Here is a 15647-nt window from a genome sequence, read left to right as displayed (position 1 = left end):
CACAACGTTAAGCAATATCATAAGAATTGGCTCCATGGTAAAAACGATTTAAACATTTCGAGCACTTTCCCAATTTTACCATAAATAATTCAATAAACAACGGTTCTTTTGCAGAAGCTATATAACCAAGTCCATGTATACCTGGTAACATTAAGAGAATCACTCTTAAATCATTTGAATTAATGAAAATTAGCATGCAAATCAGGACGTTTAATATTGCAAACATATAACTCACACCAAAGAGCATTGCAGGTCTTGTAAGACCTTTAAATAATTGATCTGTTTGTATACTACCTGTGGACATATCTTTAACCTTCTAATAATAGCTCTAACACTAATACTATATCATTATATTAAAAATCCATTGAAACTAGTAGCACTTTAAGTTAAGATACATTATTTAATCTCGATAATGACAAGTTGGCCATTTCAAGAAGCAGAAAAAATATTGCAAGAGTTTCCTAATAAAAAAGAAATAATATTTGAAACTGGTTATGGACCCTCTGGTTTACCCCACATAGGAACCTTTGGAGAGGTTTTCCGCACTACAGTTATTGTAAATGCATTAAAAAAAATAGCTCCTGGTATAAAAACCAAAATCATTGCAGTTTCAGATGATATGGATGGTTTGCGAAAAATACCAGATAATGTGCCAAATCAAGAGATGCTAAGAGAGCACTTAAATAAACCATTGACTATGATACCTGATCCATTTGGCACTCATCAGAGTTATGGTCATCATATGAATTCATTGTTGTGTAAATTTCTTGATATGTTTGAATTTGAATACGAGTTCAGGAGTGCAACAGAGTGTTATAAATCTGGCGTTTACGATGAAAAACTTTTACTCTTACTGAAAAATTATGATAAAGTAATGGACGTAATGCTTCCATCATTTCGGGAAGAAAGACAGCAGACTTATAGTCCATTCTTGCCAATATGCCCAAAAACTTCTCAAGTTTTACAAGTTCCAGTAATTGAAACAAATACAGAGAAAGGAACAATCACATATGAAGACCCAAACGGGGAAAAAATAGAAGTTCCAGTGACAAAAGGAAAATGTAAACTGCAATGGAAACCTGATTGGGGAATGAGGTGGGCCGCATTTGGAGTAAATTACGAAGCTCACGGAAAAGATTTAACTCCATCTGCTGTGCTTTCAAGTCAAATATGTGAAATACTTGGAGAAAAGCCACCACTTCTGTTTTGCTACGAGTTTTTCCTTGATAAAGAAGGAAAGAAAATATCAAAATCAAAAGGAAATGGCATTTCAATTGAAGAGTGGCTAACTTACGCACCAACAGAGAGCTTAGCATTGTACATTTTTCAGAGTCCTAAAAAAGCTAAACGTTTATATTTTGATGTGATACCAAAATCAACTGATGAATATTTAGAATTTGTAAAGCGTTATCATGAGAACAAAGAAAAGGATATAAATAATCCTGCTTGGCACATTCACCAGGGCAATGTTCCCAGTATAGAAACTTCAGGCATAAATTTCTCACTACTTTTAAACCTAGCAGCAGCTTGTAATGCTGAAAACAAAGAGATCCTATGGGGTTTTATATCCTCTTATGCACCAAACGTTACACCAGAAAATAATAAAATGCTTGATAGACTTTCAGACTTTGCAGTAAAGTATTATCACGATTTTATCAAGCCAACAAAATCATATAAAACTCCAAATGAAAAAGAAAAAGCAGCGTTACTAGATTTGAAGGACACTTTACATTCTCTATCTACAACTGCTACTGCTGAAGAAATTCAATCTCAGGTATTTTCTATTGGAAAAAAATATGATTACACCAACTTACGTGACTGGTTTCAGCTATTATATGAAACGTTACTTGGCCAAAAAACCGGTCCAAGAATGGGATCTTTCATAAAGCTTTACGGAATAGGTAATACGATTTCTCTCATAGAAAGCGCTACTAAATGTATACTTTAGAGTTTACCTCCTTTCATTTGAGCTCTTTAGTTTTAATAAGAATTCCTTGACAAACTCCGCTAGCCCCCTTATCATGAAAGTGAAGCTATTGTATTTGCTTTCGCCAATCTGCAGATTAAAAGGTAAGGATTACTTAATGTATCGGCGTCTTATGTTCAATTTTTTGCAGTATATAGATACTGTATGTCTTTACAAAACTTCATCTACATCTAGATTTTTATCTAAATAAGCTGAACGCGCTTATAAAGCGTTACAAGACATCAAAAAATGCCAATACTCGACAGAGATAGTAAAAGACTAGCTAACTCGGGGATTCTTTGTCTTTTTTTCTGCTTAGTAAATTTCTTAAACGTTTGCAGCGTAAGTTAGTTGCAATTAAAAGCAGCTGAATTTCGCTTGTCAAGCGTTTAAAACATAAAAAACGCCAATATTTTAAAGCGGATAATAACCACGGGGCTTCTTTTGCCTTTTTTTTCATTTGGTAAATTTCTTAATGTTTGTGGCTGAACGACAACCGTCATCCCGCTACTTGTTAGCGGGATCTCTTGTTAGCGGCTGAGATACCGCGAATGAATCGCGGTATGACGGTTCGCGGCGGCATGACGATAAGGTTTATACCTTGTCATCCCAGTGCTTGACACTGGGATCCAGCTTTCTTTATAAATTCACCAAAAGTGCTTCATTCTATAACGCAAAACCCATACTCACCAAATCCAATGCATTACTTGCAATTAAGTTTCCTGGATCCCAGTGTCTGGGCACTGGGATGACACCATCATAAAGGAATCAGTGTCAGCTACTTTCATGACACCATTCTTTTTCCTGGATCCAAGTAGTCGAGCTACTTGGATGACAGCTAGCCTGACAACCGTCATCCCGCTAACAGGTAGCGGGATCTATGCTAAGAGATACCGCGAATGAATCGCGGTATGACGGTTTGCAACGGTATGACGGTTCGCGGCGGCATAGTAATTCGTCATCCCGCTGCTTGTTAGCGGGATCTCTTGTTAGCGGCTAAGAGATACCGCGAATGAATCGCGGTATGACGGTGTAGACGATGGTTAAGTATCCCGCTGCTTGTTAGCGCCGCGGCGGTATGACGGTTCGTGGTGGTATGACGTAGAGTGCTTAGAAGCTGCTATTTTGCTATAAATGGCTGTAATGGCATCATCTATTTTATTGCTATCACAGCCTGTTTGTGCAAATTCAGCATTCCCACCACAGTTCTTTTCAACTGCTATGGATATTAGTTCTTTTGCGCTAATCTTATTGATTAAGTCTTTACTTACTTTAATAATCAAGACTGTTTTATCTTTTTCTGTTGCCGTGAAAGCTATTATCGTTTTTGGTTTTTGTTGCTGCAAAACAAACTCTCTTATTACATTTGCTGGAATATCAGTGAAAGTGTGGCTTATAAAATTTATTCCATTTATTTCGGTGCTTTTTATATTCTCTGCACTCACAAGCTTTTTATATAGGTTTTTTATTTTGGTTTCGGATTTTTTGTGTTCTTGACTTAAAATACTTAATCTGCTTGTTATTTCACTCACTGGCGCTTTTACGAATTCTGCAACTTTTTTTAAGTTAATTTCATTATCACGTACATAATTGATTGCTTCCTGACCAGTTAAAGCTTCAATTCTCCTCACTCCAAAAGCAACAGAACTCTCTGTTACTATCTTAAATAAACCGATTTCTCCAGTATGTTCAACGTGTGTGCCACCACACAGTTCCCTTGAATCTCCAATCTTCACTACTCTTACTTGGTTGCCATATTTTTCACCGAATAACGCCATAGCTCCTTCGTCTATTGCCTGATTCATGCTCTGAATTTTTGTAGACGTAGAAAGGTTTTCTCTGATTAGAGAGTTTACCATATCTTCTACTAAGAATAGCTGATCCTGAGTAACTTGAGTGTTATGACTAAAGTCAAATCGTAACTTATCCGGTGCAACTAGGGAACCTTTTTGAGTGACATGATCACCCAAGATTTTTCTCAATACAAAGTGCAAAAGGTGTGTAGCTGAATGATTTCTTCTTAAGGTTTGCCTTCTTTCCTTATCTATGCTTGCTGTAACTGTGTCACCTTTACAAATTGAACCGAATTTAACTATGCATCTGTGCAAACATAGGTCATTAACCTTATTGGTATTCTCGACTATAATAATACTTCTACCAGGTTTGATCAGACTGCCAGTATCTCCCACCTGTCCACCTGACTCGCCATAAAAAGGTGTTTTATCAAGTATAATGGTTATCTTTTCTCCCTCCTTTGCAGAATCAATTACTTCATTTTTGGAGGAAACTATAGCTAGTATTTTCGCATCACTTACTTCATTGAACTCATAACCAACAAATTTTGTTTTGCCAAATTTATCAATCAAATCAAACCACACTTGCTCAACAGATTTTTCACCAGATCCAGCCCATTTAGCACGTGCTCTCTCTTTTTGTTCTTCCATTGCATCATCAAAACCCTTCTGGTCAAAATTTATTTTTTTCTCTTTTAAAATATCAAGTGTAATATCCAAAGGAAATCCGTAGGTGTCATATAGCTTAAACGCTGATTCTCCAGGCAAAGTATCGCCTGGTTTTAAATCTGCAGTGAATTTCTCCAGGAGATTGATACCTTTCATCAAAGTGTCTTTAAAGTTTTCTTCCTCTGATTTTAACGTCGTTTCTATTAAGCTTTTAGCTCTGATCAATTCAGGATAAATATCCCCCATATAAGCCGAACTCGTGCTATCTATCAGCACCGGAAAAACGCGATGGAGTAGGGAATCATTATATCCAAGCAGGTGGATATAACGCGCGGCTCTCCTAATTAATCTGCGTAATACGTAATTCCTGCCTTCATTTCCAGGGAGCACCCCCTCTGCGATGAGAAATGCAGCCGCGCGAAGATGATCTGCTACGATCTTATGCGCTATTTTATTTTCTGTTCTTCCACAATACTCTTGAGATTTATTTATCAGAGCAGAAAATAGATCAATATCATAGTTATCATGGACGTTTTGCATAACAGCCGCTATTCTTTCAAGGCCCATTCCAGTATCGATGCATTTTTTTGGCAATTTGTGTAAATTACCTTCTTCATCTTTGTTAAACTCCATGAATACCAGATTCCAGATTTCAACAATTCTATCGCCCTCTTGTAAATTAGGACTCCCATGGTCATAAAAAATTTCAGAACATGGACCGCACGGACCAGTGCTTCCCATACTCCAAAAGTTATCATCCGTTGTAATTCTTATGATTTTATCACTTGAAAAGCCACTTATCTTACGCCAAATCTCGTACGCCTCATCATCAGTATGGTAAACGGTTATGGATAGTCTGTTTTTATCAAGAGATAACTCCTTAGTGATAAATTCCCACGCAAATTCTATCGCAGTTTCCTTAAAGTAATCACCGAAGCTAAAATTTCCGAGCATTTCAAAAAATGTGTGATGCCGAGTTGTATAGCCAACATTTTCAAGATCGTTGTGTTTACCGCCTGCTCTTAGGCACTTTTGACTTGAAACAGCACGCTTCATTTCAGTTTTTTGAGCACCAGTAAAAATATTTTTAAACTGCACCATACCAGCATTTGTGAACATGAGCGTTGGGTCATGTTCTGGAATCAAAGGAGAAGAAGAAACCTGCTCGTGGTCATTACTTACAAAAAATTTTATAAATCTTTCTCTGATTTCGTTTAGCTTCATCGTTTTTATTGAGGTTATCTATAAATAATAAGTTGTAATGGAAATAAAATCAATACCACTCTCTAGATCTCAGAACTTCTAGTGACATGCACCTTGTGGTAAGAAAAAATCAATATATTCACGATAAATTTACCTCATATCTGTGTTTTATATGTGGAAATTAGAATGGAAATTTATGTAGGCAAAGAAAAAAGAATAGCAAATGTGGTGACTCAACACTGGAATGACATAAAAGGATCAGACAGAGATTGGCCAGAAAGGCATGAAATAGACACTGCAGAAATAATGGAATCATGGCAGCATTGTTTTGTCATTGAAGTCAAGGATCAAGGTTATATTTGTGAAAATGCAGGAGAAAAGGCTGTTGAATTCTATGGTTTTGAGAAAAAGACGCACATTGATAATAAGTATGCAATTGATGCACCATTTTTGCGACTATATAAAATAGATGCAGTTATTGATAAACTTGATACTGTAATAGAGAGTAAATGCCCGATCAATGAAGAGGAAGAAAGTGAAAGTGTTAAAATGAGGCAAGTATTGTTGCCACTTGGGAATAAAGAAGGTATAACACACATATTGGGCGTAATTACTTTTAAACTCCTTTAATATACAATTTTAATTTGATTCTTTAATAAAATTATTTATACTAATGCTTAATTACTATTAAAGAACTCAATAGTAGTGCTTGTAAATTTATTTGGAATATGAAGAAAATAAAATTAAAAACCAAATCTTCTGTGAAAAAGCGCTTTCACCTTACAGCTAAGGGTAAAGTTATTTCTACTCAGTCAGGCAAAAGGCATGGCATGGTAAAGAGAAGTAAATCTAATATTCGTAATCAGCGCGGTACAACGATTCTTGGTAAATCTGACTCGCGTATAGTTAAGCTTCATATGCCTTACGGTATTTAACAAAATGGAGGTAAAATAAAATGGCTCGGGTAAAACGTGGAGTCACTACTCACGCTCGTCATAAAAAAATATTGAAACTGGCAAAGGGTTATAGAGGGCGCGCAAAAAGTTGTTATAGAATTGCATTACAAAGAGTTGAAAAAGCACTGCAATATGCTTATAGAGACAGAAGAACCCGTAAACGTGATTTCCGTAGCTTATGGATAATACGTATTAATGCAGCAGCAAGAGAGCATGGGCTTACTTATGGTAGGTTTATGCATGGTCTTACACTTGCCGGCATTGATTTAAATAGAAAAATTCTTGCTGAGATGGCAGTTAATTATAAGGATGATTTTGCCAAATTAGTAGAAACTGTAAGTGGTAAATTAGCGGAGAATTCTTAAAGCAAAAACACCATGAGAATTATTTTCATGGGGTCACCAGAATTCGCTGTTAGTACGCTAAACTTACTATTGAAATCACAGAATAAAATAGTAGCAGTATACACCAAGGCTCCAAAACCTTCAGGGCGTGGACAGAAGCCAACGAAATCTCCAGTACATGTTATCGCTGAAGAAAGTAACATAGAGGTATGTACTCCTATCTCTCTAAAGTTTTCGGCAGAGCAAGGAAAATTTAGAAATTTCAAACCAGACGTTGCAGTTGTTGCCGCGTATGGATTGATACTTCCAAGAGAAATTTTGAATATTCCTAAATATGGTTGTATTAATATTCATCCTTCATTACTACCAAGGTGGCGTGGTGCAGCCCCGATACAGCACACAATTTTAGCAGGAGATCAAGAAACCGGGGTTAGCATTATGCAATTGGATGAAGGATTAGATTCCGGCCCTATTTTAAAACAGGAAAAATTTCTTATCGAAAAGAACGATAATTACAAGACATTGCATGATAAATTGTCTGAATTAGGCAGTGATTTACTGCTTGAGGTGTTAAATGAAATTGAAAAACAGGTTCCTATAGAGCAGAGCGATAATGATGCATGTTACGCTAACAAAGTGGAAGACTATAAAATTTATGCAAGTGATGCTTGTGAAGTTGCTTATAGAAAGGTTAAAGCGTTTTACCCAAAAGCATTCATTAAGATAGAAAATAAACGTATCAGGATACTTGATGCTGACTTTGAAGCTCTCGCTTCAGAACAAGGTAAGATTGTTAACGATAATATGCACATAAGTTTAAAAGGTGGCACTTTAATTCCTAAAGTTGTACAAATGGAAGGGAGAAATCCTTGCAGTATTGAAGATTTTATTCGTGGCTTGAAATCAAGCATGGTAAAAAAATTTATAGAATAGACTGCTTTAAATTAGTGTAGAAATGTAATAGCTAAATTTCCTTTTCTTAGATATAATCTTAAAAAACTTTCCATATAAAAATGAAAATAAAAAGAGCTTTAATATCAGTATACGATAAAACGAATATAATTGATCTTGCATCGTTTTTAACGCAGCAACAAATAGAAATTCTTTCAACGGGCAATACTTATAAAGTGCTATCTAGTGCAGGAATAAAAACACAAGAGGTCTCAGATTACACACAATTTCCAGAGATACTGGGTGGTAGAGTGAAAACTTTACACCCTAAAATTCATGGAGGAATACTTTATGATCGAGAAAAGCATAAAAAGGAAGTGCAAGATCTAGGTATTGAGCCAATAGACCTGCTTATAACTAACCTATACCCATTTTGGGAGACGGTGAATAGCGATTCAAGTGAGGAGCAAATTATAGAACAAATTGATATCGGCGGGGTGGCGTTAATTAGAGCCGCAGCAAAAAATTTTCATTTTACTTCAGTTATTTCTAGCATTCAAGACTATGAAGCACTGAAAGCTGAGATGATAGAAAATAACAATAAAACAACATTGGAATATAGAAAACACTTAGCAACCAAAGCATTTGCTCTCACTGCACACTACGATTCTAATATTCACAGTTGGTTTTTATCCCAGAGTAAAAATAATGAGTTACCAGAGTTTTTTGCTCTATACGGGCATAAAGTACAAGAACTCAGGTATGGTGAAAATCCCCATCAAAAAGCTGCATTTTATAGTAATCAATTTACAGAATATCCGTTGGAAAAACTACATGGAAAAGAGTTGAGTTATAATAATATAGTAGATATAGAATCCGCACTTAACATAACTTCTGAATTCGAAGAACCTGCAGCAGTGATAATCAAGCATAATAACCCATGTGGCGCTGCTATTGGTAATAATGCTTTGGAGGCATATGAAAAAGCTCTATCGTGCGATGAAGTAAGCAGTTTTGGTGGTATAGTTGCCTTAAACCGGGAGATAGATTTAAAGCTAGCAGAAAAATTAAACGAGATATTTTTGGAAGTAGTGATAGCACCATCGGTAAACAATGAGGCACTAAAAATTTTACAAAGAAAGAAAAATTTAAGAGTGATTATTCATAAATCTTTTCAACAAAATGTGAAATACCAAACTAAAAATGTTGTTGGTGGGTTTTTGGTGCAAGAAAATAATGACCACACAATAAAAGCAGAACAAGTAACAGAATGCACTGCAACAGAAAAAGAAAAGGAAGATCTTATTTTTGCCTGGAAAATATGTAAACATGTGAAATCCAACGCAATAGTTATAGCAAAAGATGGTTGTGCTATTGGCATCGGCGCAGGGCAAACAAGCAGAATAGATAGTGTGAACATTGCAGTGAAAAAAGCAGGTGAAAAATGTAAAGGTGCAGTGCTTGCTTCAGATGCATTTTTTCCATTCCCAGATAGCATAGTAGAAAGTGCAAAACATGGAATTACAGCTATAATTCAGCCCGGCGGCTCGCTGAAAGATCAAGATGTAATAGCAACCGCAAATGAAAATAAAATTGCCATGTTTTTCACTGGCGTTCGCAGTTTTTTCCATTAGGCTTTGTGTCTTATCGTCATACCGCCACAAACCGTCATACCGCGATTCATTCGCGGTATCTCTCAACATAGATCCCGCTAGCGGGATGACAAATATACCGCCGCGGCGCTAACAAGAGATCCCGCTAACAAGCAGCGGGATGACGAGCTTATCGTCACGCCGCCACGAACCTTCATACCGCCGCGGTATCTCTAGATCTCGCTAACAAGCAGCGGGATGACGGCTGTCGCTTAGCCACAAACGTTAAAAAATTTACCAAATAAAAAAAAGGCAAAGAAGCCCCGTGGTGCGAGTTTTGACCCTCTAATACTTTAAATTGGCGCTGTAATAATGTGCTAACGCTTAAAATAAGCGCGATTTGGCTGAATGTAGAAAAAATTAAAAAGACATGCAGCCGCTATAATTTTATGTAATCCGCCAATAGATACTCCAAGTTTTTTACTGAATTTTTGTTATTGAACCCGCGCGGATCAAAAACAAGTTTTGAGTCAGAAATACCCTTAATACTACAATAAGGGGGCTGGCGGAGTTTGTCAAGTAAGTTTTTTCGTTTCTGTGACCAGTTGGACTTAAAGTCTACACAAAAAACGTTTACAACCAACGTTCAACATGGTAAATTAAAAACGGTTTATTCCTCGGTAGCTCAGTGGTAGAGCAGTTGGCTGTTAACCAATTGGTCGCTGGTTCGAATCCGGCCCGGGGAGCGTTTCTCTGTGAAATTCTAGTGTTGATTTTATATGAACATTAAATCAGTGGTTTTATGTATACTAGATGGCTGGGGAAATGGAATAGAGAATAATAAATACAACGCTATCAGCAACGCAAATCCACCCTGTTGGCAATATATTAGCTCTAATTATCCAAAATGCAGTTTATCCGCCTGTGGAGCTGATGTGGGGTTACCTGGTGGTCAAATAGGTAATTCAGAAGTTGGCCATATGAATATTGGCAGTGGTAGAGTAGTAATGCAAAGCCTTCAGCGCATTAATCAAGAGATTGGAACAATAGAAAACAATGTAAATCTACAAAGTTTTATTAGTAATCTAAAAAGTAAGAACGGAGTATGCCATATAATGGGATTAGTGTCAGATGGCGGTGTTCATTCGCATCAAAAGCATATTTCAACTTTAGCAAATAAAATATCACAGCATGGAATAAAAGTGGTGATACATGCATTTTTAGATGGCAGAGACACATTGCCAAATTCAGGAAAAAAATGCATTCAAGAATTTACAAAGAGTATAAAGGGAAATGACACAAGAATTGCTACTGTTTCTGGGCGTTACTATGCTATGGACCGTGACAACAGGTGGAAGAGAACAATCGAAGCTTATGAGGCTATCGCATTTGCAAAGGCACCTTGTCATGATAATGCAGTATCGTTGATTGATGAAAATTATCAGAATAACATAACTGATGAGTTTATCAGGCCCGCAGTAATAGGTGACTATCAAGGTATAAAACCAGAAGATGGAGTGCTGTTGGCTAACTTTCGTGCTGATCGAATGATACAATTAGCAAGTATTTTGCTAGGCAAAACAGACTATATTGAGGTAGCAAAACTCTCTTCAATTCTAAGCATGATGAAATATAAAGAAGATCTCAAAATTCCTCATATTTTTCCTCCTACTTCTTTCGCTGATACTCTAGGACAAACAATAGCAGACAATAAATTGCAACAATTACGTATCGCCGAAACCGAGAAATACGCTCATGTGACTTTCTTTTTCAATTGTGGAAAAGAAGAACCTTTCTCTGGCGAAGAAAGAATACTCATTCCCTCACCAAAAGTTCAAACTTACGATTTGCAGCCCGAAATGTCAGCCTTCGAGCTCACAGAAAAGCTTGTAGAAAAAATTCATTCCCAAGAATTTGCACTGATAGTTGTAAATTACGCTAATCCTGACATGGTAGGGCATACAGGTAATATAAAAGCAGCCGAGAAAGCTGTGCTAGCTGTAGATGATTGTCTTGCAAAAGTGCTGAATGCTGTTAAAAAGTCAAGCAACACCGCATTAATTGTTACTGCAGACCATGGTAACGTGGAATGTATGTTCGATGAAGAAAATAATACACCTCATACAGCACACACTCTAAATAAAGTGCCATTTATTGTGTCTTGCGATAATCTAAAACTAAGAGACGGAAGGTTATCTGACATTGCCCCTACTATTTTACAGCTACTTGGAATTAAAAAACCAAACGAAATGACAGGCAGTTCGTTGATTTCTTGCATTACCCTCTGTCATTCCAGCTAAGCAGCGTTATGCACCGGAATGACATCAAATAGATGTGTTTTAACTTAATCCAACTTTTAAATTTTTTGCTGTTAGTACTAATGATTCATTAAAGAAGCTGTCAATATCACCAATACTATCTATATTTTTTGTACTGATAGATTGGTCAATTCTTTTGACCAAATTAGATAAAACTTTATTAGGGCCAATTTCAACAAATTTGTTAATGCCACGGCTTGACATATACAAAACCATTTCTCTCCATTTCACTCTGCTTACAACTTGCTTGGCGAGTAAAGTTTTTATAACTTTGGGATCACTCTCCTCTTTAGCTGTAACATTTGATATCAAAGGAACTATAGGACGGGTTATTTTAATACCCTTCAAAAACTCCAAAACTTTTTCATCAGCAGGTTTCATAAGAGATGAATGAAAAGGCCCACTAACCTGTAATTTAATTAGTTTCCTCACACTCGAGTTTTTGAATAAATCGGGTAACATTTCAAGAGCTTCTCTAGTGCCACTTATAACCACTTGTCCGCCACCGTTATCGTTTGCAATTTCACAAATTCCGTCAATTTGAACTGATTTCAATATATCTTCCACTTCATTTATCTCTGCTCCAAGCAACGCAACCATTCCGCCTTTACATTTCAGTGAAGCTTCATGCATTGCTTCGCTGCGAACTTTCAGCAGCTTGATTGCAGACTCAAGCGTTAACGCTCCTGCAGCACACAGCGCTGTATATTCGCCAACTGAATGCCCACAAACATATTTAACATTGTGATCAGTGAAAAGAGATTTGCCAAACACATGCTCCATAACACGTAGCATTGCAATTGATACTGCCATTATAGCTGGCTGAGCGTTTTCTGTAATGGTTAATTCTTCAATAGGACCGTTGAAGATTAAATGAGACAGCTTTCTATCCAATATGCTATCTACTTCATTAAATACTTGTCTTGCAACGGAAAACTCACTATATAAGCTCTTTCCCATTCCTACAAACTGAGAGCCCTGACCAGGGAAAGCGAAAATCATGATAATTATTACTTATTCCTTATTAAGTATAAGATTTTATTTATTTTTTGTCAATATTTTAGAATAATGATTGACTTAGTGAATTAAGTTCACTAGAATGTTAGCTGACTAAAAGTTTATAAACAACAATGAATTATCATAAAATTATTATAGTTATGACAGACGGTCAAGAGTTTGAAACTCGTTCCACTTATGGAAAGGAGGGAGATAGGGTAAAACTTGATAGAGATCCTCTTACTCACCCTGCATGGACTGGAAGTTTGACAAGCGGGTTAGCAAGTAAAACTAGCAAATTAGCTAAGTTTAACGATAAATATGGAAGCATTTTCTAATTCTCCTCCTCTTTAAGTTTTAGAGAGTTTACTGAAGCATGCATAAATACAAAAATATAGGCTATGTTGCTTCTCCATCACCAAAATCGCAGGAAGTATCTAAACTATTAAAGAAACTTAATTTTATCAATATAACAGAAGAAAATAAGTCCGAAATCGATCTATTGATAGTTGTTGGCGGTGATGGCTTTATGCTACGCACTTTGCACAATTACGTCATAGAAAATAAAAACATGCATGTGTATGGGATAAACACTGGCAATGTTGGGTTTTTGATGAATAAATGCTTTAAAGATTTAATTGATCATATAGAGCATGCAACTTCAACTCAGTTAACTTTGCTAAAAATGGAAGCAACAGACACAAGTGGCAAGAGATATCATTACATAGCAGTAAACGAAGTATACGTTTTTAGAAAAGCGAACCAAATAGTAGAGATGAATATTACTATTAATGATAAGCTAAAAGTAGAAAAATTTAGAGGGGACGGAGTAATATTATCTACCCCCACAGGCAGCACTGCATACAACTTCTCTGCCGGTGGCCCAATCTTGCCGCTAAATTCAAATTTACTTGCACTCACTTCTATCAATAGCTATTACCCAAGGCATTGGAATGGAGCGTTAATATCAAACGATACAATCGTACAAATTGACATTAACGACACAAAAAACCGTCCAGCACTTGTAGTATCAGATTACAAGGAGTTTCATAATATATCACAGATAAAAATACAAAAAGACCACGAAAACACAATAACTTTGCTTTTTGACAAAGATTACCCTCTGAATGAAAGAATCTTTGATAGACAATTTCTATACTAATAATTATCCGTAAATTGGTATTTACTATATCTTAATAACTATAGCGTAATCAATGCAGCATAGTAATTAACTTTGGAGTGAATATGCATGGGTCAGTCGAAAAATCAACAGTAAAATTAACTTCTTACGAACAAACAGGTGACAATAGCAAGATAACACTAAAAGATCCACCATCGCCTGAAGAAGCAGGAAATGCTATCTCAAGTGTACTGAATGTAGTACCACGTGTGCAGGGAATGTCACATGAAGAATCAGATGATGAGGAAGTGGATCCTACTTATGCATCTGTAAATCGACAAAAAGATGGTGATGGAGCACCACCGATTTTGCCAAAAGCTCCAGGTTTACAAGACAAAGAAGACAAAAATTTGTTTGGTCTTAGTACTGAAGTACTACCTCCTTCCCTAGAAGAAACAAAAGGTGAGACTCATGATTGGGTATCACAAACAGCAAGTTTAGGTTTAGAAGGATTATCTGGTAATGGATCAGAAGAACATATTTATGCAGTTATAAACCCAAATACAAAATCTTCGAAAAAGAGTTTAGACAGTGAAATAGGTGGTCAAAACTCAAAAGATGATTTAGGTGCGTCTTCAAATACTTTACCATCGTATAAAAGCAAAGATGACTCTGAAGAGTCTTTGTCACTAAATTCTGATATAGGTAGCACAACAAATAAAAAAACAAACAGATTTTTGCCAAGAGCAAAATATGCCATGCAGCAGAAGGGCTTTATAATTTTTACTGCAAGTGCTATTATACTCAGCACATCTGCAGCTTTATTATATTTACAAGATAAAGCAAAATTTATTGCATTTTTTACAAACAGCCCAAAATATATCACTATACCAGTTATCGCACTTGCTGCATTGCTTACAATTGGTCCAATATTTTTTGCAACAAGGCAATTTATAGATACTGAAGAACATTCCATTCAAAAAAAAGATGCGGATAAAATTTTAGCTGAGGTGTTGGAGCACCAGCCAAAAGATAAAGCTATAAAATCTGTAAGACTGGAATATAGCAATGGCACTCATTCAAATTTTGTACTTAATGCTTGGGAAGCTAAACGAAGCTTCATTAACATTGACGAAAAAGTAGTTAGTAGAACTAATAAAATAGAATCAGTAATTAACGACAGACCAATATTTACTGCATTATTTACTGGTGTAGTTGCTGCAAATATAGCGCTTCCTCTATGGCTATATGCGGAAGGCGGTGTTAATAACGTACAAAAATTTTACCAAAACCCTTTGACTAATAACATAGGATTATCATTACTTATAGGTTCTGGTATACTTGCATTATCAATTATATGTCTTGGCGTGCATTATTATAGAAAAACAAATTGCACTAACCTTATATATTCTGAAGAAGAGATTGATCCTAAAGATGTTAATGGGAAATTTATTGAGGAAATAAAACGAGAAAGAACAAATGTTCTTGGGGAAAATCACAGTAAAGACGCTAAACGCAGCAGCTTAACGCTTGAGCAAGTTGTGGTTCAATCTCATAATTGTAAGGATATTGTTTATAGTGTCGGTTAATAAAATGCATGATATAGCTAGTGCAGCCCTACGTCATACCGCTGCAGACCGTCATACCGCGATTCATTCGCGGTATCTCTAGATCCCGCTAACACGTAGCGGGATGACGATTGTCAGGGTAGCACCTCCCTCCCCTGTCATCCAAGTAGCTGACTGACCTTACCCAGAAAAAGTGGAGAGAAAGTTTGGAATGTTTTTCACAAAGAGAAT

General features: G+C 36.3%; 15 protein-coding genes and 1 tRNA gene. 12 read left to right on the top strand and 4 right to left on the bottom strand.

What is annotated here, in order from left to right; genetic code table 11:
- Nucleotides 1-7 precede the first annotated feature (7 nt).
- Nucleotides 8-304 carry a type IV secretion system protein VirB3 gene (locus tag AAGD62_RS02110; RefSeq protein ID WP_007548615.1) on the bottom strand — a complete coding sequence of 99 codons (297 nt, stop codon included), beginning with the start codon at nucleotides 302-304 and terminating at the stop codon, nucleotides 8-10.
- Between the two features lie 108 nt (nucleotides 305-412).
- Between AAGD62_RS02110 and AAGD62_RS02105 the strand changes: the two genes are divergently transcribed.
- Nucleotides 413-1948 carry a lysine--tRNA ligase gene (locus tag AAGD62_RS02105; protein ID WP_155969159.1) on the top strand — a complete coding sequence of 512 codons (1536 nt, stop codon included), beginning with the start codon at nucleotides 413-415 and terminating at the stop codon, nucleotides 1946-1948.
- 301 nt (nucleotides 1949-2249) lie between these two features.
- On the opposite strand, the gene AAGD62_RS02100 is transcribed toward AAGD62_RS02105, so the two are convergent.
- Nucleotides 2250-2426, bottom strand: a complete 177-nt coding sequence (locus AAGD62_RS02100; protein ID WP_179945715.1) for a hypothetical protein — start codon at nucleotides 2424-2426, stop codon at nucleotides 2250-2252.
- A gap of 156 nt (nucleotides 2427-2582) precedes the next feature.
- Here AAGD62_RS02100 and AAGD62_RS06840 point away from each other — a divergent pair, with 156 nt between their 5' ends.
- Nucleotides 2583-2729, top strand: a complete 147-nt coding sequence (locus tag AAGD62_RS06840) for a hypothetical protein (protein WP_410529788.1) — start codon at nucleotides 2583-2585, stop codon at nucleotides 2727-2729.
- A 280-nt stretch (nucleotides 2730-3009) separates the two neighbouring features.
- Here AAGD62_RS06840 and alaS read toward each other — a convergent pair whose 3' ends face one another.
- Nucleotides 3010-5652 carry an alanine--tRNA ligase gene (gene alaS, locus AAGD62_RS02090; RefSeq protein ID WP_155969157.1) on the bottom strand — a complete coding sequence of 881 codons (2643 nt, stop codon included), beginning with the start codon at nucleotides 5650-5652 and terminating at the stop codon, nucleotides 3010-3012.
- A 165-nt stretch (nucleotides 5653-5817) separates the two neighbouring features.
- Between alaS and AAGD62_RS02085 the strand changes: the two genes are divergently transcribed.
- The 7 genes from AAGD62_RS02085 to gpmI all read left to right on the top strand — a co-directional run bounded on the left by AAGD62_RS02085 (nucleotide 5818) and on the right by gpmI (nucleotide 11714).
- Nucleotides 5818-6261, top strand: coding sequence for a PAS domain-containing protein (locus AAGD62_RS02085; RefSeq protein WP_155969155.1), 444 nt, complete (start codon nucleotides 5818-5820; stop codon nucleotides 6259-6261).
- Nucleotides 6262-6359: 98 nt separating this feature from the next.
- Nucleotides 6360-6566: a 50S ribosomal protein L35 gene (rpmI, locus tag AAGD62_RS02080; protein ID WP_007548610.1), complete on the top strand. Its 207-nt coding sequence runs from the start codon at nucleotides 6360-6362 to the stop codon at nucleotides 6564-6566.
- Nucleotides 6567-6586: 20 nt separating this feature from the next.
- The gene (gene rplT, locus AAGD62_RS02075) at nucleotides 6587-6952 is read left to right on the top strand and encodes a 50S ribosomal protein L20 (RefSeq protein ID WP_006279340.1); all 366 of its coding nucleotides are present in this window, start codon (nucleotides 6587-6589) and stop codon (nucleotides 6950-6952) included.
- A 12-nt stretch (nucleotides 6953-6964) separates the two neighbouring features.
- The gene (gene fmt / locus AAGD62_RS02070) at nucleotides 6965-7864 is read left to right on the top strand and encodes a methionyl-tRNA formyltransferase (protein ID WP_155969153.1); all 900 of its coding nucleotides are present in this window, start codon (nucleotides 6965-6967) and stop codon (nucleotides 7862-7864) included.
- A gap of 80 nt (nucleotides 7865-7944) precedes the next feature.
- On the top strand, nucleotides 7945-9456 hold the full coding sequence (gene purH / locus AAGD62_RS02065; protein ID WP_155969151.1) for a bifunctional phosphoribosylaminoimidazolecarboxamide formyltransferase/IMP cyclohydrolase: 1512 nt from the start codon (nucleotides 7945-7947) through the stop codon (nucleotides 9454-9456).
- 632 nt (nucleotides 9457-10088) lie between these two features.
- Nucleotides 10089-10160: transfer RNA gene (locus AAGD62_RS02060), tRNA-Asn, on the top strand.
- Between the two features lie 33 nt (nucleotides 10161-10193).
- Nucleotides 10194-11714, top strand: coding sequence for a 2,3-bisphosphoglycerate-independent phosphoglycerate mutase (gene gpmI / locus AAGD62_RS02055; protein WP_155969149.1), 1521 nt, complete (start codon nucleotides 10194-10196; stop codon nucleotides 11712-11714).
- A 39-nt stretch (nucleotides 11715-11753) separates the two neighbouring features.
- On the opposite strand, the gene fabD is transcribed toward gpmI, so the two are convergent.
- The gene (gene fabD / locus AAGD62_RS02050) at nucleotides 11754-12734 is read right to left on the bottom strand and encodes an ACP S-malonyltransferase (RefSeq protein WP_155969147.1); all 981 of its coding nucleotides are present in this window, start codon (nucleotides 12732-12734) and stop codon (nucleotides 11754-11756) included.
- Nucleotides 12735-12862: 128 nt separating this feature from the next.
- Here fabD and rpmE point away from each other — a divergent pair, with 128 nt between their 5' ends.
- The 3 genes from rpmE (at nucleotide 12863) to AAGD62_RS02035 (ending at nucleotide 15437) form a co-directional block, all read left to right on the top strand.
- On the top strand, nucleotides 12863-13066 hold the full coding sequence (gene rpmE, locus AAGD62_RS02045) for a 50S ribosomal protein L31 (protein ID WP_007548602.1): 204 nt from the start codon (nucleotides 12863-12865) through the stop codon (nucleotides 13064-13066).
- Nucleotides 13067-13104: 38 nt separating this feature from the next.
- Complete coding sequence (locus AAGD62_RS02040) at nucleotides 13105-13890, top strand: NAD kinase (RefSeq protein ID WP_155969145.1); 786 nt, start codon at nucleotides 13105-13107, stop codon at nucleotides 13888-13890.
- A gap of 83 nt (nucleotides 13891-13973) precedes the next feature.
- Complete coding sequence (locus AAGD62_RS02035; protein ID WP_213863604.1) at nucleotides 13974-15437, top strand: hypothetical protein; 1464 nt, start codon at nucleotides 13974-13976, stop codon at nucleotides 15435-15437.
- The last annotated feature ends 210 nt before the right edge of the window (nucleotides 15438-15647 follow it).

Source organism: Wolbachia endosymbiont (group A) of Eristalinus aeneus, from assembly GCF_964026915.1.
GTDB lineage: Bacteria > Pseudomonadota > Alphaproteobacteria > Rickettsiales > Anaplasmataceae > Wolbachia > Wolbachia pipientis.
Note: the sequence above shows the minus strand (reverse complement) of the source record. Positions and strands in the feature narration are given on the sequence as shown.

Bases quoted from the DNA above. Each gene is read 5' to 3' on its own strand.
- AAGD62_RS02110 (WP_007548615.1), bottom strand. From the start codon at position 304: ATGTCCACAGGTAGTATACAAACAGATCAATTATTTAAAGGTCTTACA.
- AAGD62_RS02105 (WP_155969159.1), top strand. From the start codon at position 413: ATGACAAGTTGGCCATTTCAAGAAGCAGAAAAAATATTGCAAGAGTTT.
- AAGD62_RS02100 (WP_179945715.1), bottom strand. From the start codon at position 2,426: ATGAAAAAAAAGGCAAAAGAAGCCCCGTGGTTATTATCCGCTTTAAAA.
- alaS (WP_155969157.1), bottom strand. From the start codon at position 5,652: ATGAAGCTAAACGAAATCAGAGAAAGATTTATAAAATTTTTTGTAAGT.
- AAGD62_RS02085 (WP_155969155.1), top strand. From the start codon at position 5,818: ATGGAAATTTATGTAGGCAAAGAAAAAAGAATAGCAAATGTGGTGACT.
- rpmI (WP_007548610.1), top strand. From the start codon at position 6,360: ATGAAGAAAATAAAATTAAAAACCAAATCTTCTGTGAAAAAGCGCTTT.
- rplT (WP_006279340.1), top strand. From the start codon at position 6,587: ATGGCTCGGGTAAAACGTGGAGTCACTACTCACGCTCGTCATAAAAAA.
- fmt (WP_155969153.1), top strand. From the start codon at position 6,965: ATGAGAATTATTTTCATGGGGTCACCAGAATTCGCTGTTAGTACGCTA.
- purH (WP_155969151.1), top strand. From the start codon at position 7,945: ATGAAAATAAAAAGAGCTTTAATATCAGTATACGATAAAACGAATATA.
- gpmI (WP_155969149.1), top strand. From the start codon at position 10,194: ATGAACATTAAATCAGTGGTTTTATGTATACTAGATGGCTGGGGAAAT.
- fabD (WP_155969147.1), bottom strand. From the start codon at position 12,734: ATGATTTTCGCTTTCCCTGGTCAGGGCTCTCAGTTTGTAGGAATGGGA.
- rpmE (WP_007548602.1), top strand. From the start codon at position 12,863: ATGAATTATCATAAAATTATTATAGTTATGACAGACGGTCAAGAGTTT.
- AAGD62_RS02040 (WP_155969145.1), top strand. From the start codon at position 13,105: ATGCATAAATACAAAAATATAGGCTATGTTGCTTCTCCATCACCAAAA.
- AAGD62_RS02035 (WP_213863604.1), top strand. From the start codon at position 13,974: ATGCATGGGTCAGTCGAAAAATCAACAGTAAAATTAACTTCTTACGAA.